This is a genomic window from Psychroserpens sp. SPM9, from assembly GCF_025153525.1.
Classification (GTDB): Bacteria; Bacteroidota; Bacteroidia; order Flavobacteriales; family Flavobacteriaceae; genus Psychroserpens.
The window spans coordinates 46684-72233 of sequence record NZ_JANZNR010000003.1 but is presented as its reverse complement, the minus strand read 5'-3'; the positions used below and the strand labels follow the sequence as shown (position 1 = coordinate 72233).

Below are 25550 nucleotides of genomic sequence, written 5' to 3'. Positions count from 1 at the left end.
ATTCACTTCAAGACCTTAATACGCTTAAAAAACTAGAGTTTAAACAGCTTCAAAGCTATCTAATCCACATTAAATTCAGGATGAATCCTAAATCAAATCGTTAGTCGATAACTATTCTCTTAATGACTTGTCCCTTGTTCGTTTTAACTTTTAACACATAAACACCTGATTGGTAATCGCTCACTTTAATTTCATTTTCGTTTTTTGAATTAACTACTCGCTTTCCTAAAATGTCAAATAACTGAAGACTTTCAATAGTATTTAATGTTTTAATATAAATAATATCAGATGCCGGATTAGGGTAAACAGACACCGAATCGTCTATAATCACCTCAAGAGTTGATAAGGTATCAAACATAATACTCTCCATTCCGGTGATAAAGCCTCCAAAATAATCTTGCGTAGTTGTACCATCAATATTAGAATTATAAAAACTATCAACAGCACCTCCTAAGCCTATGGCAATAGGATCTGAATTTGTTAATAATTCTAAGGAACCAGTCGTTGGCGTATTACTAACATCGAAAGTCACCAACACAAAAGGTTCACCACTTACATGTGATAAAATAGTTTGTCCTGGTGGTAGATTCATAACAAAACCATCTCGTGTTCCATCCCCTAAACCAAAGGTTGTGAGTTGTTCTGCAGTTACCTCTGTGGCAGACCAAACACGACTATTAAATGGGGATACATTCTCTATATCGGCGTTTCCAGCGGGTAACATTAAAGCAAATCCGATATCAGATATATCAGTATCTGTTGCATCAAAATCTGGAACTGCGACCACAGAAAATGTATAATCTTGGTTATGGACAATTCCGAATTCATAATTTTGTGAATTAACACTGAAGGCGCTAAAAATAACGACAAATAAAAGGTAAAATTGTTTCATGGTTTTAAAGTTTTAATTTTGTGCAGGCACAGTTGTATTAATATTATAGGTAGGCAGATTAAGAAAGTTTAGCGGATGATTTAACACATTATCTTTTATGATATTACTATCGTTTGGTGACCCAGAAAATCGTGCAAAACCATTTAAATCTAAATCTTCATTTAAATAACCTGTAGATGAAAAGGTGATAAAGTTTAGAACATTCATAGGATCTAAAAGCACATAATCTTTAATAGCATTAACATCGTTGTTGGTACCTGAGAAAGTGATACTATTACTAGCATTCACATCTCCAGACCAAAGTGCTACTGTATTCGCATCTAATTCCGCTTGAGCATTATTACCAAAGGTTGCAAAAGCACTATTCGTAAAATCAACTACAGTTGTCGTATTATCTGACAATCCGATTGTAGCGAGTGACATTACTCCTAAATGATTACGATGTTTGATAACAACGTAATAACTAGTCGATGAAGCCTGCATGATTACATTTGAAACACCATCGGTATCAACCACATCACCATCACGTTGCACCAAAGCAGAACGCGCATTAATTAATCTCGAATTATCATCCGAGGCTCGAAGTTCTAGCCACACCCAATCTACTATAGCATCATTACCTGTTACATCAAAGACAGTAGCATTAACTGTAGCGTTATCTGCGTAAGGACTAGTCGTCGGAATTAATGCATTAACTCTCAAATCATCATTCATAAGTCCGGGCGTTGATGGATTTAATATAGGACCTTGTAAAAACACTATTGGATGTATTAGAACTCTAAAGTCGGCGTTAATAAAACCTTCAGAAACCTGAACGTTTCCCACACTCAATTCTTGAATATTAACCTCACCAATAGTGTATAACATATCTATGCCAGCAGCGGTTACTGAAGCCCCTCCACTATCGATACTAAACTTCTCAATCGTTTGGGCATTATTCAGAAAACAGCAACAAATTGCGATTGCTAATGTGACGATTGTTTTCATATTGAATTGTATTTATAGTTTTAATCTGAAATAAAATCATTGCTAATTTGCATACCATTTTATAACTAATGCATTACATAAAGCAACTTTTGTTTCACTTGTTATTTTTCTGTATTTAAGAGCTGTTCTATTTGAGACAGGCGACTTTTTAAGGTTTCGATTTGATCAACTTGAGCGCTTAGCATGTCTAACTTAGAGTTTTGATTCTCAATAATCTTTTGCTGTTCTTTAAGGGCTTCCAACAAGACTGGAATGAGCTGGATATAACTCACTCCTAAATAGCCATGTTCTTCATCAACAACACTTACCATTTCTGGAAACATCTTTTGTACATCTTGAGCGATAACACCATATTCGCGTTTTTTATCTTCATCATCAATCATATTATAGGAAAGACCGGTAATTTGCTTGATTTTGTCCAAAGGGTTTTCAATTGATTTAAAATGTTCCTTTAGTCTTCTGTCAGAAACATCGGTAATTGTCCCGGTATATTCTATAGAACCATTCACATCTAATCGCACATTTGGGTTATACATACCAAGACCAACATTGGTCGCAAAGAAATTATAGCCCGTACCAGTACCATATCCCCAACTAAAATAATTGCCGTTATACCAAAGAGCTTCGTCTCCATTAACTCTTAAAGCAATCCCAGAACTCACACCTTCATTGATATTTGTAGTACCAGAAACTTCCAGTTTATAATCTGGTGTTGCTGTACCAATACCTGTATTTCCATTTTTTAGTACAGTTAATGCGTTGCTTCGATTAACAACATTAGTACCATTACCAATAACAAATAATCGGTCTGCACTATCCCAGTCAATTGCATTATTAGGAGTATAAATTGTATTAAGTCTTCCAATAGCTATTTCTCCATACGATAGTGCTGTAGGACCAAATCCTAATGCTGTAGAAAAATCCCCCTCTGCTCTAGCATCAACTCCAATTGCTGTAGCATAATCACCAATTGCAGCAGAACCAAAACCTATTACGTTAGAATAATCTCCAATAGCTAATGTATGAGCACCTATTGCTGTAGAAGTATATCCAGATGCTTCTGTATTATATCCCATTGCTGTTGAACGATTTCCAATGGCCAATGTTTCAGTTCCCATTGACACTGATGAAGTACCAATAGCACCATAGGTACCTGATTCTTGACTATTGAAACTAAAATCTACTGCTCTTAAACCGATATTACCATAATATGATGGGTTTCTTCCTATTAATCTCCAACCAATACCATTGCCTTCGTCTAAGGCTTCTAAGCCTGATGCAGCATTTTGATCTACATATTCTTTGGTTGTTAATGCTTTGTCATCGGTAATTTCAGCTAAATCAAAACTCGGTGCAGTAATTGTTCCGTTTTTTAAAACAGTAAGCGCATTGCTAGGCGTTGTACTTGTTCCGTTACCTATTACAAAAAGCCGATCGGTACTAAACCAGTCAACGGCAGATATAGGCGTATAACTTGTGTTAAAACGCCCGATCACAGTTTCTAATATTGATGGTGCCGTGGTGAAAGCGCCTATAGCAAATGCCCCAGCACCAGAAGCTGTCGTACCATTTCCAAAGGCTGTAGCATTCAACCCTGATGCTACCGTATCAAATCCCATGGCAATGGATCTAGATCCAGAAGCCATAGTGTTGCTTCCAATAGCCAATGAAGTATCTCCTGAAGCTGTGCTATTATATCCAAAAGCGGTTGAGTAAATCCCTGTAGCAGCTGAAAATGAACCCATTGCTACTGACCCAGCTCCTGAAGCATTTGTAGAAAACCCAGAAACAATTGACCCATTACCAGATGCTGTAGAATTGTATCCCATAGCTACTGAATAGCTTCCTAGTGCTCCAAGTATATTCGTGTTTTCATTACTATAACTTAAATCCGTAGCTTCAAGTCCGATATTCCCATAAAACGCTGGATCTCTACCTTTTAACCGCCAACCAAAACCATTGCCTTCGTCTAAAATTTCTAAGCCTCTAACATTTTCAGCATTGATAGCATATGGCACCGTTTTAAAAGGTGTTGTACCCATATCAACTATACCAAAACCCAAATTAACTTGCACATTTAAAAAGTGCTCATCGTTAGCCCAATCAATATCTGTAAAAACATCAGAAGTGGTTCCTAAGCCAATATTTAATATGATCATTCCGTTGGCATCTGTAGTTGGCGAGTGCGTTTCTTCGTATACATTAACTTGTCCAGCTCCCTGTAAAATTCTAAACTGTACACCTATAGTAGTATTAGTAACTACATTGCCTAAATTGTCTTTAATGACCGCTTTGTAGTTAATACCTTGTTGCGCAAAACTTAAACTTGTAAAAAGCATGGCCATCAATATTGTAAGTAATGTTTTCATTGTATTATAATTTTAAAATAATTTATAACCGAAAATATAGGTAGCTTCAAAATTGCTAAAGCCCATAATATTTATTGAACCTCCAGAGACAGCGCTTGGTTCAACATATATTGAATCGCCTTCCTCAAGAAATATAATGGTATTAAAACTGCTTGTGATTCTCAACCCATCATTTATAGGGTCTCTATTAGCGAAAAAACCTGAAACTCTAGCTCCATTTTTTATTAAATACACCACTTGCAAATCAGAAAGTGATAAAACAGAAATCGATATAAAATAAAAGCCGCTTTCTTGTACATTATAAAATATTGGGTTGGTACCAACGAAACCGTTTTTATTATCGTAGACAATATTATCAAATTGGATAATTCCCGAAAAGGTCGTATTGGCAGTTAGTACGGCTTTGAAATAAGGTTTGGTTTCATCTTCTTTTGTCATCCTATCCCATTGGGTTCCGTTATGACCTTCAAAAACATTATCTAAAAAATTATAGCGAACTGTTCCCTTTTCTGGAGAATTACCATCATCTCCAACCTTTAATTTACCTTGAACGTCTAATTTCTGACTAGGCGTATTGGTGCCAACACCTATATGTCCAGGGTTATCATAAAAAACATCGTTACTTGTATTTTGTTTCCAAACCACATTAGCGGCATTAATAGCATAAGGCACCGTTTTAAATTGAGTGGTTCCTAAGTCGACAAAACCTAAACCTCTATCTATTTGAACATTTAGATAGTGTATGTCATTTCCCCAGTTTATAGCATCAAAATTATCGGTTGTTGTGCCTTCACCTATATTAATAATTACAATGCCATTTGCATTAGTGCTTGTTACATGGGTTTCTTGATAAACATTAATTTGATTAGGCGTTTCTAGAATAGAAAATTGTATTATAACTTGCTGGTTAACTAGAACATTTCCTAAATCATCTTTAACAACAGCTTTGTAATTAATTCCGCTTTGTGAAAAAATTGTAGTTAAACTCAAGAAGAAGAATACGATTGTAACTTTTACTTTCATTATGCCGTTTTTAAGATTAATCTTTAGTGAAATATGTGCTTTTTATAATCTTATTTTTAAGCACTATTTTTAGCTTATAACTTCCTTTTTCTAAATGATTCACATTTAAGTAAATATTATGTGTTGTTAGTTTTGGAATCACACCTTCTAAGGATTTTTTCTTCATAGTTAATTGATGAAGGGTTCACAATTGCTATAACCAACTTTTCTAATTAGTAAGTAAAGCTAAGCATAGTGTATGCTTAGCACTATCAGATATGTAACTGATGCTGTAACTCACGTAACATGAGCTTTAAAGTTGCTAATAAAATGTAGTTGGATTTATTTGGAGATAAACTCTGTAGGCGAGCAACCATAAGCTTCCTTAAAGCATTTGGTGAAGTAGGAATGGTTATTAAACCCAACCATATAACCAATTTCAGAAATATTGATATCGCTCTTCTTTAATAATGAAGCTGCTAATTTTAATCGTTGAGTGCGTATAAACTCAGTTGCCGATTGCCCTGTTAAAGCTTTTAGTTTACGATGCAATTGCATTCTGCTCATCCCAACGGCTTTGCTAAAATCATCAACACTATATGAAGCTTCTGATAGATTATTATCGATAACGGTTGCTACTTTTTCAAGAAACTGTTCATCGAAACTCGTGATGGTTATGTCTTTGGGTTTTAATATTAATTCTTGACTATAACGCTCACGGAGTTTTGCTCTAGAAGCGACTAAATTTTCTATTCGCTTTTTTAAAAGACTCATTTTAAACGGCTTTGTTATATAATCATCAGCTCCAGTTTCTAAACCTTTAAACTGATCTTCTTCTTCCACTTTAGCCGTTAATAATATAATTGGGATATGCGAGGTTTTTTCGTCTGTTTTTAATCGTGTTAAAAGTTCAAAGCCTGTCATTTTTGGCATCATAACATCTGTTAAAATAATATCTGGCACAAACTGAATGGCTTTTTTAAGTCCGTCTTCACCATTTTCGGCTTCAAGAATCTGGTAGGTTGTTTTAAACTCCTTTTTTATAAACAGCCTTACATCTTGATGGTCTTCAACTATTAATAATATTGGTAAATCTTCATCAATCGTGTGCACTTCATCTTCAGAATCATTTGATATTAGCGGTTTTGATCTCGATTCGGAAGTTGAGGATTCTAAAATAGTTTCAGTAGATTTAAAACTTTGCTGAATAATCGGAATTTTCACCGTAAACAATATTCGGTGATGCTTGGTATTTTCAACTGTAATATTTCCATGTATCAAATCAACCAACTCCTTTACTAATGAGAGTCCGATACCCACGCCATCTTTCGTTTCATCAGATTGATAAAAGCGATTAAAAATAGCATCAATGGTTTCTTTGGTAATAATTGTACCTTCATTTTCAATTGTCATTTCCAGATCATTTCCATTAGATAATGCCTTAAACTTAATAGTCGTCTCGTTTTTTGAATATTTAAATGCATTTGATAGGAGATTTGTCACTATTTTTTCAATAACATCTTTATCAAACCACGCCTTATTTATTTTCTGAATATCTAACTGATAATTGATTTGTTTTTGAGCGGCTAGATATTGAAAAGAGGCTGCAATAGATTTTAATAACACGGTTAGGTCGCCTTCCTGAACCTTTAGCTTAAACTTGCCAGCTTCTAATTTGGAAAGGTCTAATAACTGGTCAACTAAACTCAACAATCTGTTTGAATTACGCTGAATCATCTCAAACTCTGAACGGTCAGCAGAACTTAATCCTTCAGCATCCAAACGCCTTTCTATTGGTCCGGAAATTAAAGTCAGTGGTGTCCTAAATTCATGGGAAATATTAGCAAAAAACTTGGATTTAAAACGATCTAAGACTTTGAGTTTTATGTTGGTTTTTTGTCGGTTTCGATAGAGAAAGAAAAAGAACAATCCTGTTAATGTTGCTAAAGCAATAGCTCCCAATAACAGATTGCGCTGGTGTGCTTTTTCTTGAAATACCAGTTGATTTTTAGATTTTAAAAGTTCAATTTCTTTGGCTTTTTTCTCAGATTCGTATTGACGTTCCAAATTTAAAAACGCGGATGTGTTTTGTTTGTTTAAACTTTCGGTTTTAAAACTGTCTAAGGCTTTTTGCTTTAATAAGGCTTGTTTATAATCTCCTTTTAACTCAAAAAGTGCAATGGTGTTGGTGTAATAGCGTTCAGTAAAATTATAATTATCAAGCTTGAATGATAATAGCTCTACTTGATTTAAGGACTGAGTCGCCTTTACTATATTTTCAGATTTAATATACAGCTCAGTAAACATCAAACTGACATTGATTTGAGAAACGGTATCGCTTAATTTTTCAAAATAAGATGTAGCGATCTGTAGGCGTTCTTCAGCTGTATTAAAATTATTAGTTTGTATATCAATTCGAGCCAGTTCTGAAAAATCCCGAGCAATATTTAAGGTGTCATTTTTTAATGTATCATAATGTAGCAGTTCATTAAAAAAAGCATAGGCTTGTTTGTAATTACCATCTTCAAAAGAGAGTTTTCCTAGTGTAACATGCAAACTTTGGATTCCGTCTTGATAATTAATAGATTTTGAAATTTCTAAAGCTTTATTAAAATAAACTTTAGCCATCTGTTTATTCTGATAGGTCTCAAGATAAATTTTTCCCATAACTTCATTAGCGTTAGCAAGTATGGGACTTACAGTATCGGCATTTGTGTACACCGAATCTACTTTTATCAACCAATTAAGTACTTGCTTCTTGTCGATTTCCATACTTGCTAAGCCATAGTAGGCATTTGCAATTCCGTCTAAATAATTTTCGGCAATAGCTTCATTGAGAATTTCATGATACATCTGTTTTGATGCCGAGTACTTTCCTTGAAAATATTTAAGATTTGCCAACCATATTTTATCAGTAATAGCATCTTTATTATAGGATAATGCTGTCGCTATATTATAAGCCTTCTGATAATGTTTTTGAGATGATTTTAAATCATGTACTACAAAATAATAATTACCCGAATCATGATGAAAATAATAGCTTGTTTTAGGATAGGTACTTGTTAATGATAAGTGATGGAGTGTCTCTAAATAGGTTTTAGCTTTTAGGATATCGGTATGCAAGGTAGTTTCAAACTGTTCGTGTTTTTCAATAGTTTGAATAGAATCTCTAATATAATTAGAAGGTTTTTGTCCATAGGTTACCGTACAAAAACTAACCAAAAATAATACGAGACCAAAACACTTAACCATTACTTATGTAATTACTTATTAAAGTTAAGCAATATTAGTGAATTGATTTTCTTACCATTAAAACTTATGTAACCAAAATGGGTTACAAAATTTATAGCAATGAAGATTTAACAGCTTCAGGTGTTTTAGAAGCGATCAAGTTGACCGACAAATTGCCAAGGCACTTCGCGTATTGATGTAGATTTAAATGATTCTGGCATGATTGGTTACGGATTGGAAATTGTAGAATATGTTAATTATTAATCAATAACATCAAACACTTTAAACATATTTTTCGATTTTGTATTTGGCACTTCAGAAATCAACGCGTATTTACCAGGTTTTAAATCGGCATAAAAATAACCTGTACTTCCAGCAGGCATATCGTTAACGCCTCCTAAAAACGTTACGCCATTAGGAACTGGTGTTATTAAACCTTTCGGGTTTGTCCAATCCATCCAAGCCTCCAACTCATCTTCGCTTGCGTAATCTTCAAGTTTAACTAAATTCACATCATGCCATATAAAATTTTCGTGTGGTTTTTGATCTTTTACAAATACTGAAAAGATTTGTTTCCCTTTTATGATTCCTTTGTTATAGGAGATGCCATCTTCAGCTGAAAGCGTAATGTTAATGGTAGCTTCAGGAGGTGAATTGCCACTATCTTCGTCGGTAACGATAATAGGTTTTGCCATGCCCATCAAGGTATGAAACATGCCATTAGGCATTTTTACATAGCATTCCATAATATAATAGCCAGGATCTAATTTAACTGTTGTGGTTGCGGTATGTTTAGGTGCAATTAATCCAACGCCTCCAGAAAATACTATATCAAAATACCATTTAGGAAGTTTATTAAATGCGGCAAATCCTTCTTCTGGTTTTCCGTTATTAATCAAATCCATACCTTCAGCAAAAACTGGAGCGACATCACTTAAGGTGTTTTCAACCGTTTTTCCTTCGGGATATTTATCTAGTAGAAAGAAATGTGTTTCATTAGAACGGTTTTGATATTTAAAAGTATTCCAACCCGACGGAATCGTATCTACCGATTGAAAATCCATGCCTCTTGATATCACATCGATAACATGTTCAGGTTCTTTTACTGCTGCTTCAACCTCTACAATTGTTTTATCAATAGATTCAGATTTTTTCTCCGTTTTACAATTGAAAAGAACAGGAAATAGAATGAGTAGTAAAATAAATGATTTTTTCATATAATTCATGACTAAATAGTTTACTATTAATTTAGATAATAATTGTTTCTTCAATACTTACAAATTCATTTAGCTTTATATCTACAATACACCAATCAAAAATCTAATATTTACTTTTTCAGTGATTTGAATAGAAAAGCTTTTTTTACTACCCATTATATTTAACAAGCATATGTAATTATTCAATAGTTGTTACTGTGAACGTATAAGGTGTATTCCAATATTCTGGGATACTGTCTGTATTTAAATCCACAACAGTCACACCATTCATTTGTAATTGAACATAGTAAGTGCCAGCTGGATAGATGCTATTTGATTCATAATAATACGTTGTACCAGGTTGATGGGTATTTGCATCACCAATAATGGTTGTATATTGACCATTTATTTGAGCTCCACTTGAGTTTCTTAGAGCACAAGATATCCAAAGATCAGACGGACAACTATCTAGTGCAAACCTAATTTTACCTTCCGTTTGTGTAACTATTTTATAATAGTCATAGGTGTTTTCATCACCAGAGCTAACATAATTAGAAATGTACCCAGCGATACCATAGGCTTCAAGCGACTCGCCTTTTGGTACAGATTTAGCTTCTTGAAGGCTATTGTTGGGTTCAAAACAATCTTCTGCAGGTACATATGTCCAATTCATTGAATATTCTAAAGGATAAGAACTTACTGAGCCTTGCCCTATATTTACCCTAACATTATATGATATTCCTGGATGTGCTAAAAATGCTACTTGATTAGCGTTGGGTTCGGAAGTTCCTGCAGAAGATTCTGCATAAATAGCACCAGAACTTCCTCCACTAGCGGTGACATTCAAACCAGGAGCTATTTCTTCATTAGTTATGGTATACATAAAATAACCTCCTCCAGGTTCGCCAGGCGTTTGTAGTAACGATGGATACGTATCGAAATCATTATAGTCAGACCAATTCTCAAGTAAAGTATTTGAAAAACCTTCAGCACTATACTCAGAACAATCATTGACATCAACAGCAGGTTCTATAAAAGTCCTTACCCATTTCTGAATGTTTTCAATTCCAGAATTTGCGACATCAATTCTTAATGTATCGTCAACACCAAAGGTCATGGTAGCATCAAAATAATTATAACTACTCGTTAAATCTTTGTGTCTATACTGATAAGTATCCGTTTGCATGATATTTTGCCATTTTATATCATCTACTTGAAAGTTTGATAATGCAGGTTCTAATAATGTACCTTGATCTTCATTTACATTTACTTTCATCCCCTTAAAATCGGGATTATTCCATCCAACTCTATACCAATCTCCTTGCAAAGCTTCTAAATTATTTGGAGGTGTTGGCAAGGTATTTCCATCATCGTCTGAGCATCCATAATATAAAATTGATATTAATAAACAGATAATTTTCAATTGTGTTTTCATGAGTTTGATTTTTAAATTTTGGTTAAATATACCATTAGGCTATACGACTAATCTTCAGTATTTTATGACTCGTTTATATCACTATATAAAATGTTAGAATTAGACTGTATTTTGCAATTTGAACAGCAAAACCACGATTTTGGTTATCTATACAAGATATTCGACCATTTATGTATTGGATAATTCCAAGCAAATGGTTTAGAAACTTATTTAATTTTCTTCTGCATATATTTGATACAGAAACTCTAAAGACTATGATAAAAGCCATAATAGTAGATGATGAATTAAACGCTATCAAAAATTTGAAATGGGAAATCGAAAATTTTGGTAAGGATATAGAGGTCTGTGATACGTTTACAAATCCTGTTGAGGCTATTTCTGCAATCAATTACTTAAAGCCAGACTGTGTGTTTTTAGACATAGAAATGCCTGAGATGGATGGTTTTCAGCTGTTAAGTCAATTAAGTTTCAAGGATTTTGATTTAATTATTACGACTGCTTACGATAACTATGCAATAAAAGCCTTTAAAGCGCATGCGATTGACTACTTGTTAAAACCAATTGATTCTGATGATTTATTAGAAACCATATCTCGTGTTAGGAAAAATCAAAAACAAAATTCTCTGGGTGAAGACGTTAAAAAAATTATAGAAAGTTTCAAACCCATTGAAAAGCCTAAACGATTAGCACTGCCTTTAGTTGGAAAAACTATTTATGTGAATATGGAAGACATTATATATTGTAAATCTGATGGTAATTATACTGAAATTCACCTGGTTAATGATGAAAAACAGATGTTATCAAAAAAACTAAAGGAAATTGAGGAACAAACAAGTGTCTCTTTTTTTAGAGTCCACAATTCCTATTTGGTCAATATTAATTTCATTAAAGAATTTGTAAAAAACGAAGGACTTTACCTTGTGCTTCAAAATGGAAGTTCAATTCCGGTTTCAAGGTCTAAAAAAGCAGAATTACTACAATTATTAAACAGTTGATTTACATTGGAAGAAGGCCTCACATCTTATTTTTTTAATTACCCTTTTCAAAATGGATTCTTAACATTTACCATAGGGATCTTGTTCATACTTTCTGTTTTCCATTTTTTACTTTATTTTCAGCACAAAGACAAACTTTATTTACTTTATAGTGGATATACCTTTTTCATCATATTCTCGCAATTACACCATTTCACTGAAGGGTTCATCTATGAGTTGTTTTTACCAATCCAAAAAGTGACGCAATATCCAATGGTTGCAACTGAGTTATATTTTGTAATCTATGTATTATTTACATTTAAATTTTTAGACATAAAAACCGAATTACCCAAATGGCACAAATGGAGTTTTAAGGTCTTGTATGCTATTATTGTATATTGCTTAATTGTCGTTTTTATCTATGTATTTAAAGGCAATATTGAAATATTACTTGAAGGGTATTTTTACTTTACCATCCCAATGACACTATTTGGACTGGTCTTATACATTCCGTTTTTTAAATCTGAAAGTCCTTTAAAATATTATGTTATAATCGGTTCATTAATCTTGTTTATTACATCTGTCTGGTCTATACTATATTATTTTAAATTACAAAATAACGAACAATCAATTGAGCCATCATATAGCATTTTATATATAGGTTTTATTCTAGAAAACGTTTTATTTTCTTTAGGTTTAGGACACAAACAAAAGCTGATTTTAGACGATAGAAATTCTTCAAAAAATCAGCTTATAAAGCAGCTTAAAGAAAATGATGAGCTCAGAAAAAAAATACAAGCGCAGTTAGAGCAAGATGTTAAACAACTAAGTAAACAAGCCGAAATTGAAAAGTTAGAGGCTATTAAAATGAAATATGATAAAGAGCTAGCCGAATTAAAAGTGTCTGCTTTAAGAAGCCAAATGAATCCGCACTTTATTTTTAATTCTTTAAATGCCATAAAGCGCTATATCATAGATAATGAAAAAGAAAATGCTGTATTTTATTTAAATAAGTTTTCGAAACTCATTAGAAAAATATTAGCTTCAACTACTGAGAAAGAAACATCATTAGATGAAGAACTAGAAACGATGCAGCTTTATGTCAATATTGAAAACATAAGGTTTAATAATAGCATAGATTTTAAAATTGACATTGATGACACTCTAAATTTATCTGCGATTAAATTGCCATCATTAATTACTCAACCCTTTATTGAAAATGCGATATGGCATGGACTTTCTTTAAAAGAAGATAACAGGAAATTACATTTAAACATTCAAAAATCGAATGAAAATCAATTAAAAATAGACATTGTTGACAATGGAATAGGCAGACAGAAATCTACTGAAATTAAGAACAAAAAACTCTTAAAAAGAACGTCGCTTGGTGTTAAACTCTCTGAAGAACGCCTCAAACATTTCAGTGAAAATTATGAAAATTCTTCAAACATCTACTTTACTGATTTATACGATAAAAATGTGCCTATTGGTACAAAAGTCACTTTGTTAATTCCATTGAATTAAATGACAGATTTAATCGCTTCTGCCATTTTACTGGCACGTTCACTAACTTCAGCATCAGTCCAAGACAACTTAATCAAACAGGAAATATTTCGGCCAATAAAGGCATCAGATTGAGAAAAACCTGTGGTCTTCAGTTTTGAAAGTGCCGCATTAATTTCGGAAGTCAGCGGATAAAGCGATTTTGCATCTTTTAGATGGTCCCATTTCCTTACATAATGCCAATTATTGTCGAAGTAATTCCAGCAGGCATCAATGCCGTGCTCCTTAAAAGCAGTCGTAACTTTACGAGCCGTATCTAAATCAGGTAAAAAGAAATTCAGGAATGCATAACTTTCTTCGCCACCTTCAGGTACTTTTCTGAAACTTACTTCAGGGATATCAGCAAGCGCTTTTCTAAGTATGGTATAATGTTTTTTCTGAATCGTAATAAATTCTGGTAAACGCTTCACTTGAGCTAATCCAACAGCGGCATGTAATTCTGAAATCCTGAAATTATAGCCTAAAAACGGATGTGTTTCTGCACCTCTGTCTGAACCAACATGATCGTGACCATGATCGCTGTAATGATCGGCGTTTACATAATAAGTTTCATTATTGGTGATAACGGCACCACCTTCTCCACAGGTAATGGTTTTTACAAAATCGAACGAGAAACATCCCAAATCACCAACGCTGCCGAGTGGTTTTCCTTTATAGGTTCCGCCAATAGCCTGACAAGCATCTTCGACAAGTAGTAGCTTGTGTTTAGAACACACGGTTTGTAAAGCGTTTAAGTCTCCCATACTGCCGCACATATGGACAACCATAACCGCCTTAGTTTTTGGAGTCACTGCAGCTTCAACCGCTTTTGGATCTAAAGTTAAAGTATCGTCTATATCGACTAACACCGGAATAGCACCTAACATCATAATAGCTTCAAAACTGGCTACAAATGTAAAGGTTGGCATGATCACCTCATCACCCGCACCAACACCTGCAGAAGCCAGCGCTACCGATACAGCAGCTGTACCACTGGAAACTAATTGTACATGGTTTGTATTAAAAGTCGAACACAATTCCTTTTCGAGAGACTTGGCTTTCCAATGGCCATTTCGCAGACCATCAAATCCATATCGCATTAAGACACCGTTGTCAAGAACGTCATTAACTTCTTTACGCTCTTGGTCTCCAAATAATTCAAATCCAGGCATCTACAATTAAAGTTTTTCGTGAACTGAAGTTAAAAAAGTCTTTATGTTTTCGGGAGTAATAACGACTAAGGGTTGACCAATCGTATCATTGAATTTATCAACCAAAGCCAAACCTGGCGCTGTTGTTTGTTTAGTATAATGTATACCTAAACGTACATTATACGAGTGTTTATCAGAAATATCTAACTTCAATAAAATGACTTTAGGAGCAAGTGTATTTTTGAATGATTCTGTTTCAAAAACCTGTTCATTTAAAGTCTTTAGAGCTTCAGAACTTTGATTGTTAGTTACAAAAGCTAATATGGGTTTGTTTTGAGTTTCTGATTGCTTTAGAGCTACTTTATAATCGGTTAGCCAAGTCGATGATTCTTGCGCTGTAAGTTGTAATGTAAACGCTAATAATAAAACAAATAAGACTTTTTTCATTGTTATGTTCAATAAGTGCGAATAATCTCGCGATTAAGATAGAAACAAATATAGTGAACTCTATTAACTTTTATTATAGTTCTATGACCGATGTTTTGACTTGTTTTCTAACTTTTTTAAAATCGGCAAACATGTCATCGGCTGCGCGATAGCCCACAGGTAACAATAATACCGACTTTAAATTCATTGCCTTCAAATCTAGTAAATCGTCGTATGCAGACGGAATAAAGCCTTCCATTGGACAAGAATCTATGCCTTCCATTGCGCAGACCGTCATTAAATTTCCAAGAGCGATATAAGCTTGTTTAATCGACCATTCTTGACGTTCTTTAATAGACATTTTCTTCATCATGTCTTTTAAATCTTTTCGATAAGGCGCAAGAATTGTCTCAGGTGTATTTCTAATATTTTTGACATTATCGAAATGCTGATCGACATCGTCTTCCAGAATATTATCCTGAATACAAATCACCAAAAGATGAGAAGCCTCTAAAATTTGCCTTTGTTTGAACGAATGGTCAACTAATAGTTCTCTGAGTGCTTTATCTTTTAATACAACTAAGCTAATCGTTTGGAGTCCAAAAGAGGTTGCCGTTAAGTTAAAGGCTTCTTTTAATATCTCTAGTTTTTCTTTGGAAAGAATTTTGGAGGCATCAAATTTTTTTGTGGCATAGCGCCATTTTAATTTATCTATAGTTGTCATATAAATCGCTAATATTGGTGCAAAAATAAAGCTCATATATCTATTTTAAAGGGTTTATGTTATAAAATAATTCTATAGTATTATTAAATCATTTAAAAAAAGCACTTTTTATTTGAAAGAAATAAAAAAGGGTTCTATATTTGCATCCGCATTCAGGGAATACCTGATGAGATACACTGGAGAAATGGCAGAGTGGTCGAATGCGGCAGTCTTGAAAACTGTTGAGGGTCACACCTCCGGGGGTTCGAATCCCTCTTTCTCCGCCAAGATTTATTCAAAATCGACGAAAGTCCTGTAAACTCAATGTTTATGGGACTTTTTATTTTACCCAAAACATTAAAATATGTATTAAAAACCATTCTGTTGGTGACCTATTAGGTGACCTTTTTTAAACCTTAATTAGGTCACCTAATTGTTTATAACTGTTTATAAATCAGTACAATATATCAATTAAAAGACCTCGAAATTTTGTAAATTAATGTATAATTAAAGGTCACCAGAATGAACAAAACATTTGGATTATTATTCTACTTAAAAAAGAGTAAAGTAGATGCACAGGGCAAATGCCCTATTTACCTACGTATTACCATAGATGGTAAGCGTACAGAGATTAGTACAAAACGTACCATTGAGATTGAGAAATGGAGCGTTGAAGCCAATAAAGCTATTGGAAGAACAGAAGATATACGAGAACTAAATGCCTATTTAGATTCACTTACTACAAAAGTATATCAAAGCCAAAGAGACTTAATTCAAGATAACAAGGAGGTTACAACCGAAACCCTTAAAAACAAGTTTTTAGGTGTTGAGGAAAAACAAAGAACACTCATAACCATCTTTAATAATCACAACAAGCAAGTTGAAAAATTAGTTGGTAGAGAGTTTTCAGCAGGAACTTTAGAACGTTATAAAACAGTATGTAAGCATCTGCAAGAGTTTATGCAACATCAATACAATGTAAGTGATATACCTGTAAACAGAATAGACCACAAGTATATTACAGATTTTGAGTTCTATTTAAAAACGGTTAGAAACTGCGGACATAACAGTACAATTAAGTATATCAAGAATTTTAAAAAGATTGTACGTATTGCAATAGCAAACGATTGGATTAAAAAAGACCCATTTCTAAATTATAAAGTCCGTTTAAAAGAAGTGGAACGTCAATTTCTTTCAGAAGAAGAAATACAAACAATGCTCGAAAAAGAGTTACACACTAATAGATTAGAGCAAGTAAGAGACATTTTTATATTCTGTTGTTTTACAGGTTTAGCGTATAGCGACGTTAAGAAACTATCAAAAGATAATTTGGTATTTGGTATTGATGGAGATAAGTGGATAAAGACAAAGCGTACTAAAACAGATACACGTAGTAACATTCCCCTACTTCCGACTGCTTTAGAGATTATAAAGAAATACGAGAACCATCCAGAGGCAGTTACAAAAGATGTATTGCTTCCTGTATTGAGCAATCAAAAGTCTAATGCCTATTTAAAAGAGATAGCAGATTTGTGTGGTATCAATAAAAACTTAACCACCCATTTAGCTCGTCATACGTTTGCAACTACGGTAACATTGTCTAATGGTGTGCCAATGGAATCAGTTAGTAAAATGTTAGGTCATAAATCACTAAAAACAACGCAACACTATGCTAAAATATTGGATAGAAAAGTAAGCGATGATATGGCAATTTTGAAACAAAAATTTGCTGATAAAAGTAATGTTGATGCTTCCAAAAGAATCGCTAATTAACATATATAAACAAAGAACAAAAGTATATGCTTAAACCCTTGATTATTCAAGGGTTTTTCTGTTAAAAGATAGTGCATAAATGTTAATAAGTTTGTTTTATGTAAAGGTCAAAATATCGTAAATTAACACAATATAAATCAGGTGTTTACACCTTTTAATACGTTTTAATAAAAAATGACATTTGAAGTAATTACAAAGGATGATTTAAAGACTCTTAAACAGGAAATCATCACAGAACTGAAGACAATTTTAGGAAGCCAAACAGAGCAAAAAAAGTGGTTAAAATCAGCAGACGTACGTGAGCTATTAAATATTTCAGCAGGCACGTTGCAGAATTTACGAATCAACGGAACATTACCTTATACAAAAATGGGTAAAACTATGTACTATGAATATGATGATGTAATCGGAATTTTAATCCAAAACAAAAGTGCATAATGAGAATATACATACCTGAAAACTTGGATATATTCGAGTTAACGCACAATAATCCGCCAAGTTTTAAACCTTATAAGTTAGACAAGCTATGTTATATCCTGCATTTAATAAATGCTATTCCATTAATGGATAAGAATATTCAGGGCGAAGATTTTGTGCCTATCAACGCAAAAAAATTGCAGGATAAAATACAGAACTATAAAAAGTATCTTAACTATTTAGAAAGCGATTTACAAATTATTGAGTCCGATAATCATTATGTGGTTGGAGAAAAATCAAAAGGATTTCGATTTATTGAGAGATACAGAACACCTGTAAAATCAATGCAAGTTGAAGACTTCACTTTTAGAAACAAATTAAAAGCCCATAAAAATCGTAAAATAGAGTCGGTTAAACATCTTGGCTTTTTAACAAAGTGGTTTAATGATAAACTACGAATTGATTATGATTACATAGATGACTTTTTAGTTCAAGAGCATAATTTAAAAATAAAAGATAAAGCACTTTGGGAGTACGACAGAGTAAGAAAAAAATATAAGCATCCAACAAATCAAATGGTACACGCTCAAATGAGCGCACAAAGGTTAAAATGGCAAGATTATAATTTGATGTTGGATGATAATGTATATCGCTTTCATACCAATTTGACCAATATGCCAAGTCGAATTAGAAATGCTGTTACGTATGATGGCCAAAAATTAATTTCGTTAGATATTAAAAACAGTCAACCCTATTTAAGTACTATTTTGTTGAGTCGTGATTTTTGGATAGTGCAAAAATTTGAGCGAAATAAGAATAACTCATTGTCGATTGCTTTTGATGAACCGCAGAGTCGCTATTTTTCTTATCTTAATAAAATAAATAAGGTTTTCAATGAAATAAAGAGTGATACATTAAATATTTCACATATAAATATTCATAACAATGATTCTTACATTATGTTAGGAGAAATCCCCCAATCCCTTATAAATAATGAGTTTCAAGACTATATTGATTTAGTAGTATCTGGAAAGTTATATGAGTTTTTAGAGGATGCCTTTTTACAGGAATTAGGTATTGAATTAAAAGACCGCAAAGAAGTTAAAGCAGCAGTTTTTCAAGTGTTGTTTACATCCAACCAATTTAAGGGGCAAGCAGAAGCAGCACCCAAAAGGTTATTTGAGCAAAAGTTTAAAGCGGTGTATGATGTATTTGCTAAAATAAAAAGTAAGGACAAATCTTTACTTCCAAGATTATTACAGAGCATAGAGAGTCATTTAATGATTAACATCATAGCAAAGCGTGTTTCAGAAGAATATCCATTAGCACCTATATACACTATTCACGATAGCATATCTACTACTGAAGAATATGTAGAAGTAGTTGAGCAGATTATGATGGAAGAGTTAACCAAGGCTATTGGTCATCCACCAACAATAAAACAAGAGGTATGGTGTAAAAGCAATATGGTAAAGCATCTTGAAACTTTAAAGGAGAAAGCAAAGGTTGTCGCTTAAATAAAATAATTGCACAACCATTGCATCATTAAATTTTTATCTTTGTAATTGTGAAATTTGTAACAATCATATTATCATTAATTATACTATTGCTTTCAGCAAAGCCTTGTTCTGATGGGCAAAATATAGAAGACCAGCAGCATCAAGACGAGATAAGTACAAATCATAATCATCAAGAAGATAGCGACGATTCTTGTCCTGTAACTTGTATTTGTAATTGTTGCGGTATGACAATTACTTACGAACCCATCAAGACATTTGATTTAAAACTTAATATTGAAATCTCAACGGATTTAATTTCTACATATCAACCTATTTACGGGTTTAATTTCCTTTCCAATATTTGGCATCCGCCACAAGTAATCAGCTAAAACAAATCGATTTTAAATCAATTATTTAGTTAATTACAAATACAATTCAATGAATAAATACCTATTGAGCATAAAGCTCATATTAATACTTTGCCTATCGTTACAGGCACAAACATCAGACATACAAATAAAAGTCCTAACAGAAGCTGAAAACGAGCCTTTATTGGGCGCAACGGTTTATTTTGAAGCATTAGAAAAAGGAGCAGTAACCGATTTTGATGGTATTGCAACTTTTACAGAAATACCAGATGGTCAGCATCAAATAATAATTTCCTTTTTAGGCTTTGAAGCATTTGAGACAACAATTCAAATTCCAAGTAATACAGCGTTAGTCTTTAAATTAAAAGAAGGTGGTAATCAATTAGATGCTGTAGTACTGCAATCTTCAAGAAGTACGAGAACCGTTAGAAAAATACCGACACGTATAGAGTTTATAGGTGCAGAGGAATTAGGAGAAAAAGCAATAATGAATCCTACTAATATTTCTATGGTGCTTCGTGAAAGCACAGGAATACAAATGCAACAAACATCATTAAGTAGTGGGAGTACCAATATTCGTATTCAAGGTTTAGATGGTAGGTACACACAGCTTTTAAGAGATGGATTTCCATTATATGGTGGTTTCTCAAGTGGGTTAAGTATTTTACAAATACCACCTTTAGACTTACAACAATTTGAAATTATTAAAGGAAGTTCGTCAACACTTTATGGTGGAGGTGCTATTGCAGGATTAGTAAATATGGTATCTAAAACACCAGATGAAGAACCTGCATTAGATATTATGCTAACTCAAACCCAAGCGTTAGGAAGTACTGCCAATGTATTTTATAGCAAACGAAATGAAAAATTCGGTGTATCACTTTATGGTTCTGGTCATTACCAAAAAGCATACGACCCAGAAGATGATGGTTTTAGTAACCTACCAAAAACAACATCAATTTCATTCAATCCAAAATTATTTTATTATCCATCAGATAAAACAACACTTTGGTTTGGATTAAACGGAACGTACGATGATAGAATTGGTGGAGATATTACCAAAATTGAAAGTGGTGAAGAAGGTATTCATCGATATACAGAAGAAAACAATTCAAAACGATTAAGCAGTCAATTGGTATATCAAACACAATTAGATTCCGTTAGTTCAGTAGAGTTTAAAAATAGTGTCTCTTTTTTCGATAGGAATTTAACCGTTCCGGATTTCAATTTTGATGGCAAACAGACAAATACGTTTACTGAAATCACATATAATACAGCATCAGAAAAAACGGATTGGATAGTTGGAGCTAATCTTTATACCTCAAATTTCGATGAAAATGATAACGCACCACTACAGAGAGACCAAAAAGATGTAACCTTTGGCGCATTTGCAAATAATATTTATGATTTATCAGATAATTGGATATTAGAAACAGGATTAAGAGCAGATTATAATACGGATTTCGGTTTCTTTCCACTTCCAAGAATTTCATTACTTTATAAAAACAATAGTGGATTTTCAAGTAGAATTGGTGGAGGTTTAGGGTATAAGATTCCTGATATTTTTACAGAAGAAGCAGAGTATATCAATTTTGAAAATGTGCTTGCTATAGATAAATCTACAGTAGATGCAGAACGTTCTTATGGTGTTAATTTCGATGTGAATTATCAAACACGATTATCGGATGAGATTGGTTTTTCCATAAACCAATTATTCTATGTGACTGATATTAATGATGGACTGCTTTTAAATTCTACAGATAACGGTTTATTTCAGTTTGAAAATGCACCAGATGAAATCTTTAGCAAAGGAGCAGAAACCAATATTAAGTTTACTTACAAAGACTTTAGATGGTTTTTAAACTATGCGCTTATTGATACCAAACTAAATTATTTACCTGGCAATCCACAAAAGCCATTAACAGCAAAGCATAACGCAGGTAGTGTTTTAATGTACGAATCTGAAAAATGGCGTATTGGTTATGAAACCTTTTATACAGGAAAACAATTCTTATCCAATGGTACAGAAACTACAGACTTTGTAACTATGGGTTTATTGGTGATGCGTAATTTTAAATTAGGAAGTGTATTTGTGAATTTTGAGAATTTTACAGATAGAAGACAAAGCAGGTTTTCACCTTTAGTTTTACCGCCACACGACAATCCTGTTTTTCCAGAGATTTATGCACCTACAGATGGTTTTATATTTAGTGTAGGTCTTATTATTAAACCATTTGGAAACGAAGACCACGATTAAATATGGAAACAATAGAACAAGTATTAGAGTCAAAAAATATTCGTGTTACAGCAATGCGTATGTTAATTTATAAGTTTCTTGCAGAAAAAGAGATAGCGGTAACATTGAGTGATATTGAAAATGCTTTTGAAAAAGCAGATAGAACTACCTTGTACAGAACTATTAAAACTTTTGAAGAAAAGGATATTGTGCATCAAATAGACGATGGCACAGGGATAACAAAATATGCGTTATGCGAAAAGGGATGTAATTGTGATATAAAAACCGATTTACACTTACATTTCCATTGTAACAATTGCAATGAAACCATTTGCCTAACAGAACATAAAATACCGCAAATTAAAGTACCTGATGGTTTTGTGTCAGAGAATGTAAATTTGGTGGTAAAAGGTATTTGCGATAAGTGTAGTGGCTAATAATTGCACTTCCATTGCACTTACTATTAAAGTACATTTATCCAAAATTAGTGGATATGAAGTTTAATACTAAAATACCTAAACATCTTAAACAGGCGTATAACGAAGAATTAAAACTATACAGTTTCTGTTTAGAAAATAAGCATTTTGGCAATGCTTGGTATCATTTAGAACGCAGTCATATCATAGGGCAATCTTATCCAATAGAACATACCTATTCACATTGGTTAATGCTAAAATTTGGATTTAGACAAAAAGATACTAAAGAAGTAATAGGTCAAATAGTTAGGTTGTTTGTGGGTGGCTGGAAATCATTTATAAATCACGTTCCACTTGGTAATACAGGTGGAGCAAACGTGCCACCATTAAAACGGATGCCTATTCCCAATGACATTGAAAAATTATTAGATATTAAATGAAAAAAAAGAAAGTCAATTTAAGAGATTTAAAACCAAATTCAGAAGAACAACATTCTCACGATGATGGTCACGACCACGGAAATGGAAGTGCATTCAAAACATACATTCCTGCTATTATAAGTTTTGTTATGTTAATGGTAGGTATCGCTGTAGATTATTTTGATGCGATTCCTCAATTTGAAGGATGGATTAGAGTAGTTTGGTACACTTTAGCATATATTCCAGTTGGGTTTCCTGTAATTAAAGAAGGATGGAAAAGCCTTATAAAAGGCGATGTTTTTACCGAGTTCTTTTTGATGTCTATTGCCACAATTGGTGCGTTTATTATTGGTGAATATCCTGAAGGTGTTGCAGTAATGCTATTTTATGCAGTAGGAGAATTATTTCAAAACGCAGCAGTTAATAGAGCAAAAGGAAACATTAAAGCCTTATTGGATGTTAGACCAAAAGAAGCTAATGTATTTCGTGATGGTGATTATATAAGTGCGTCGCCAGAAGCTGTAAATATTGGCGAGAAAATACAAATTCGAGTAGGTGAAAAAATTCCATTGGATGGTATTTTATTATCCGAAAAAGCATCGTTAAATACAGCAGCTTTAACAGGAGAAAGCAAACCAGATTCTATTCAGAAAGATGCAAAGGTTTACGCAGGTAGTATCAATTTGGAAAGTGTTATTGAAGTTGAGGTAACCAACACCTTTGAAGATAGTTCTATTGCGAGAATATTAGACTTGGTTCAAAATGCTACAGCACGTAAATCTAAAACAGAATTATTTATTAGGCAGTTTGCTCGTATCTACACACCAATTGTTGTGTTTTTAGCTATTGGCGTAACTTTTATACCTTACTTTTTTGTAGATGATTATGTATTTCGAGATTGGTTATACAGAGCATTAATTTTCCTGGTAATATCTTGTCCTTGTGCGTTAGTGATTTCAATTCCATTAGGATATTTCGGTGGATTGGGAGCAGCTTCCAAAAATGGAATATTATTTAAAGGTGCTTCATTTTTAGATGCAATGACCAAGATAAATACTTTGGTAATGGACAAAACTGGAACCGTTACCAAAGGTGTATTTAAAATTAAAGAAGTAAAAGCAATCGGTTGGAATGAAACCGAATTTATGCGATACTTAATGGCGATGGAAGAGCAATCCACGCATCCAATTGCAAAAGCCATTTTAGAGTATAAAGCAGAAGGTGAAGATTATGAAGCTTCCGAAGTGTCTGAAATTGCAGGTAAAGGTTTAAAAGGCGTTGTTAATGATAAAACAGTTTTAGTAGGAAATAAAGCCTTAATGACTGCGAATAATATAAATGTTCCATCTGAAACGGAATCTATTGTAGAATCGATAGTATTAGTTGCAATCGATAATCAATTTGCAGGTTATGTAGTCATAGCAGATGAATTAAAAGAGGATGCAAAAGAAACTATTACAGCATTACACAAAGTAGGCATTAAAAATATTATGATGCTTTCTGGTGATAAAGATTCCATTACTCAACAAGTCGCTAAAGAACTAAATATTGAAAATGCTAAAGGTGGTTTATTACCAGAAGATAAGTTAAACGAAGTTGAAATTTTAAAGAAAAATCCTGAAAACAAAATAGCTTTTATAGGTGATGGTATAAACGACGCACCTGTTTTAGCAGCAAGTAACGTTGGTATTGCAATGGGTGGTTTAGGTAGTGATGTAGCTATTGAAACAGCAGATGTCATTATTCAAACAGACCAACCATCAAAAGTAGTGAGGGCTATTAGGATTAGTCGTTCTACACGTAAAATTGTTTGGCAGAATATCATTTTAGCATTTGGTGTTAAAGTTATTGTCTTGATTTTAGGAGCAGGTGGTTTAGCCACAATGTGGGAAGCTGTTTTTGCAGATGTAGGAGTAGCATTATTAGCAATTTTAAATGCAGTTCGATTACAACGAATGAGTTGGGATTAAGCAGATTAGTCAATTAAACTTCTGTTAAACAAAATCAATAGTTGTTAAAATTTTATACCTTTGCAAATAGATATGAAGCAATTTTTCCATAAAATAATGTCTTTAGCAATGGCTTTTGTAGTGTTATTCTCTACAATGTCATTTACTGTGAATATGCATTATTGCGGAGATACTTTAGTAGAAACTGCCATATTTCATAAGGCCAAAGGGTGCGGAATGGAAATGGAAAAGCCTTCAACCGAAGGATGTTCTATTACCAAGAAAAATTGTTGTGATGATGAACAATTATCAATTGAAGGTCAAGACGAATTACAATTGCAAGTTGACAAAATCACATTTGAACAACAAGTATTTATAGCTTCATTTGTTTACACTTACATTAACCTTTTTGAAGGTTTAGAAAATAACGTTTCTACTTACGAAGAATATAAACCGCCACTCGTCATAAGGCAACTCTACAAGATTGACGAAACATACTTAATTTGATTTTTAAACAATAGACTTTTTTATCCTATGACTGCAATGTCGTAAGGATAATTCGCTG

Annotated in this window: 22 protein-coding genes and 1 tRNA gene; 12 read left to right on the top strand and 11 right to left on the bottom strand. The window is 33.1% G+C overall.

All coding sequences use genetic code 11. The features are described from left to right. Positions 1-100 precede the first annotated feature (100 nt). The 8 genes from N4270_RS06730 to N4270_RS06695 all read right to left on the bottom strand — a co-directional run bounded on the left by N4270_RS06730 (position 101) and on the right by N4270_RS06695 (position 11112). On the bottom strand, positions 101-892 hold the full coding sequence (locus tag N4270_RS06730; protein ID WP_260096218.1) for a T9SS type A sorting domain-containing protein: 792 nt from the start codon (positions 890-892) through the stop codon (positions 101-103). A 12-nt stretch (positions 893-904) separates the two neighbouring features. Continuing rightward, positions 905-1879: a hemagglutinin protein gene (locus tag N4270_RS06725; RefSeq protein ID WP_260096216.1), complete on the bottom strand. Its 975-nt coding sequence runs from the start codon at positions 1877-1879 to the stop codon at positions 905-907. 101 nt (positions 1880-1980) lie between these two features. Next, entirely contained in the window at positions 1981-4248 is a 2268-nt protein-coding gene (locus tag N4270_RS06720; RefSeq protein ID WP_260096214.1) for a tail fiber domain-containing protein, read from the bottom strand. 12 nt (positions 4249-4260) lie between these two features. Beyond that, on the bottom strand, positions 4261-5271 hold the full coding sequence (locus N4270_RS06715; protein WP_260096213.1) for a hypothetical protein: 1011 nt from the start codon (positions 5269-5271) through the stop codon (positions 4261-4263). A 16-nt stretch (positions 5272-5287) separates the two neighbouring features. Further along, complete coding sequence (locus tag N4270_RS06710) at positions 5288-5437, bottom strand: hypothetical protein (protein WP_260096211.1); 150 nt, start codon at positions 5435-5437, stop codon at positions 5288-5290. 155 nt (positions 5438-5592) lie between these two features. Next, entirely contained in the window at positions 5593-8502 is a 2910-nt protein-coding gene (locus N4270_RS06705; protein ID WP_260096208.1) for a response regulator, read from the bottom strand. Positions 8503-8741: 239 nt separating this feature from the next. Beyond that, positions 8742-9698 (bottom strand): hypothetical protein, encoded by a 957-nt coding sequence (locus N4270_RS06700; RefSeq protein ID WP_260096206.1) that lies wholly within the window; start codon positions 9696-9698, stop codon positions 8742-8744. Between the two features lie 178 nt (positions 9699-9876). Continuing rightward, a complete protein-coding gene (locus N4270_RS06695; RefSeq protein ID WP_260096205.1) occupies positions 9877-11112 on the bottom strand; it encodes a hypothetical protein in 1236 nt (411 codons plus the stop codon). 254 nt (positions 11113-11366) lie between these two features. Here N4270_RS06695 and N4270_RS06690 point away from each other — a divergent pair, with 254 nt between their 5' ends. Then, positions 11367-12107, top strand: a complete 741-nt coding sequence (locus N4270_RS06690) for a LytTR family DNA-binding domain-containing protein (protein ID WP_260096203.1) — start codon at positions 11367-11369, stop codon at positions 12105-12107. A 6-nt stretch (positions 12108-12113) separates the two neighbouring features. After that, positions 12114-13610, top strand: coding sequence for a sensor histidine kinase (locus N4270_RS06685; protein WP_260096201.1), 1497 nt, complete (start codon positions 12114-12116; stop codon positions 13608-13610). On the opposite strand, the gene N4270_RS06680 is transcribed toward N4270_RS06685, so the two are convergent. From N4270_RS06680 to N4270_RS06670, 3 genes are all read right to left on the bottom strand, one after another. Further along, entirely contained in the window at positions 13607-14800 is a 1194-nt protein-coding gene (locus N4270_RS06680) for a DegT/DnrJ/EryC1/StrS aminotransferase family protein (RefSeq protein WP_260096199.1), read from the bottom strand. The genes N4270_RS06685 and N4270_RS06680 overlap by 4 nt on opposite strands. Positions 14801-14806: 6 nt before the next feature. Next, entirely contained in the window at positions 14807-15226 is a 420-nt protein-coding gene (locus N4270_RS06675) for a thioredoxin family protein (RefSeq protein WP_260096198.1), read from the bottom strand. 73 nt (positions 15227-15299) lie between these two features. Then, positions 15300-15965, bottom strand: a complete 666-nt coding sequence (locus N4270_RS06670; protein WP_260096196.1) for an NAD(P)H-dependent oxidoreductase — start codon at positions 15963-15965, stop codon at positions 15300-15302. A gap of 142 nt (positions 15966-16107) precedes the next feature. Between N4270_RS06670 and N4270_RS06665 the strand changes: the two genes are divergently transcribed. The 10 genes from N4270_RS06665 to N4270_RS06620 all read left to right on the top strand — a co-directional run bounded on the left by N4270_RS06665 (position 16108) and on the right by N4270_RS06620 (position 25492). Beyond that, positions 16108-16195, top strand: a tRNA-Ser gene (locus N4270_RS06665). Between the two features lie 235 nt (positions 16196-16430). Beyond that, complete coding sequence (locus N4270_RS06660) at positions 16431-17681, top strand: site-specific integrase (protein WP_260096195.1); 1251 nt, start codon at positions 16431-16433, stop codon at positions 17679-17681. 174 nt (positions 17682-17855) lie between these two features. Further along, positions 17856-18119, top strand: a complete 264-nt coding sequence (locus N4270_RS06655; RefSeq protein ID WP_079738437.1) for a helix-turn-helix domain-containing protein — start codon at positions 17856-17858, stop codon at positions 18117-18119. Beyond that, a complete protein-coding gene (locus N4270_RS06650) occupies positions 18119-19615 on the top strand; it encodes a hypothetical protein (RefSeq protein ID WP_079738438.1) in 1497 nt (498 codons plus the stop codon). The genes N4270_RS06655 and N4270_RS06650 overlap by 1 nt, the downstream gene beginning before the upstream one ends. 50 nt (positions 19616-19665) lie before the next feature. Further along, positions 19666-19986, top strand: coding sequence for a DUF6660 family protein (locus N4270_RS06645; RefSeq protein ID WP_079738439.1), 321 nt, complete (start codon positions 19666-19668; stop codon positions 19984-19986). Between the two features lie 49 nt (positions 19987-20035). Further along, positions 20036-22222, top strand: coding sequence for a TonB-dependent receptor (locus N4270_RS06640; protein WP_260096188.1), 2187 nt, complete (start codon positions 20036-20038; stop codon positions 22220-22222). A 2-nt stretch (positions 22223-22224) separates the two neighbouring features. Beyond that, entirely contained in the window at positions 22225-22638 is a 414-nt protein-coding gene (locus tag N4270_RS06635) for a Fur family transcriptional regulator (RefSeq protein WP_079738441.1), read from the top strand. 56 nt (positions 22639-22694) lie between these two features. Next, complete coding sequence (locus N4270_RS06630) at positions 22695-23057, top strand: DUF3703 domain-containing protein (protein ID WP_079738442.1); 363 nt, start codon at positions 22695-22697, stop codon at positions 23055-23057. Next, complete coding sequence (locus N4270_RS06625) at positions 23054-25006, top strand: heavy metal translocating P-type ATPase (protein ID WP_260096178.1); 1953 nt, start codon at positions 23054-23056, stop codon at positions 25004-25006. The genes N4270_RS06630 and N4270_RS06625 overlap by 4 nt, the downstream gene beginning before the upstream one ends. A gap of 72 nt (positions 25007-25078) precedes the next feature. Further along, positions 25079-25492 (top strand): hypothetical protein, encoded by a 414-nt coding sequence (locus N4270_RS06620; RefSeq protein ID WP_243878571.1) that lies wholly within the window; start codon positions 25079-25081, stop codon positions 25490-25492. The last annotated feature ends 58 nt before the right edge of the window (positions 25493-25550 follow it).

Coding starts and splice junctions, on each gene's coding strand:
- N4270_RS06730 (WP_260096218.1), bottom strand. CDS start 892: ATGAAACAATTTTACCTTTTATTTGTCGTTATTTTTAGCGCCTTCAGT.
- N4270_RS06725 (WP_260096216.1), bottom strand. CDS start 1,879: ATGAAAACAATCGTCACATTAGCAATCGCAATTTGTTGCTGTTTTCTG.
- N4270_RS06720 (WP_260096214.1), bottom strand. CDS start 4,248: ATGAAAACATTACTTACAATATTGATGGCCATGCTTTTTACAAGTTTA.
- N4270_RS06715 (WP_260096213.1), bottom strand. CDS start 5,271: ATGAAAGTAAAAGTTACAATCGTATTCTTCTTCTTGAGTTTAACTACA.
- N4270_RS06710 (WP_260096211.1), bottom strand. CDS start 5,437: ATGAAGAAAAAATCCTTAGAAGGTGTGATTCCAAAACTAACAACACAT.
- N4270_RS06705 (WP_260096208.1), bottom strand. CDS start 8,502: ATGGTTAAGTGTTTTGGTCTCGTATTATTTTTGGTTAGTTTTTGTACG.
- N4270_RS06700 (WP_260096206.1), bottom strand. CDS start 9,698: ATGAAAAAATCATTTATTTTACTACTCATTCTATTTCCTGTTCTTTTC.
- N4270_RS06695 (WP_260096205.1), bottom strand. CDS start 11,112: ATGAAAACACAATTGAAAATTATCTGTTTATTAATATCAATTTTATAT.
- N4270_RS06690 (WP_260096203.1), top strand. CDS start 11,367: ATGATAAAAGCCATAATAGTAGATGATGAATTAAACGCTATCAAAAAT.
- N4270_RS06680 (WP_260096199.1), bottom strand. CDS start 14,800: ATGCCTGGATTTGAATTATTTGGAGACCAAGAGCGTAAAGAAGTTAAT.
- N4270_RS06675 (WP_260096198.1), bottom strand. CDS start 15,226: ATGAAAAAAGTCTTATTTGTTTTATTATTAGCGTTTACATTACAACTT.
- N4270_RS06670 (WP_260096196.1), bottom strand. CDS start 15,965: ATGAGCTTTATTTTTGCACCAATATTAGCGATTTATATGACAACTATA.
- N4270_RS06660 (WP_260096195.1), top strand. CDS start 16,431: ATGAACAAAACATTTGGATTATTATTCTACTTAAAAAAGAGTAAAGTA.
- N4270_RS06655 (WP_079738437.1), top strand. CDS start 17,856: ATGACATTTGAAGTAATTACAAAGGATGATTTAAAGACTCTTAAACAG.
- N4270_RS06650 (WP_079738438.1), top strand. CDS start 18,119: ATGAGAATATACATACCTGAAAACTTGGATATATTCGAGTTAACGCAC.
- N4270_RS06640 (WP_260096188.1), top strand. CDS start 20,036: ATGAATAAATACCTATTGAGCATAAAGCTCATATTAATACTTTGCCTA.
- N4270_RS06635 (WP_079738441.1), top strand. CDS start 22,225: ATGGAAACAATAGAACAAGTATTAGAGTCAAAAAATATTCGTGTTACA.
- N4270_RS06630 (WP_079738442.1), top strand. CDS start 22,695: ATGAAGTTTAATACTAAAATACCTAAACATCTTAAACAGGCGTATAAC.
- N4270_RS06625 (WP_260096178.1), top strand. CDS start 23,054: ATGAAAAAAAAGAAAGTCAATTTAAGAGATTTAAAACCAAATTCAGAA.
- N4270_RS06620 (WP_243878571.1), top strand. CDS start 25,079: ATGAAGCAATTTTTCCATAAAATAATGTCTTTAGCAATGGCTTTTGTA.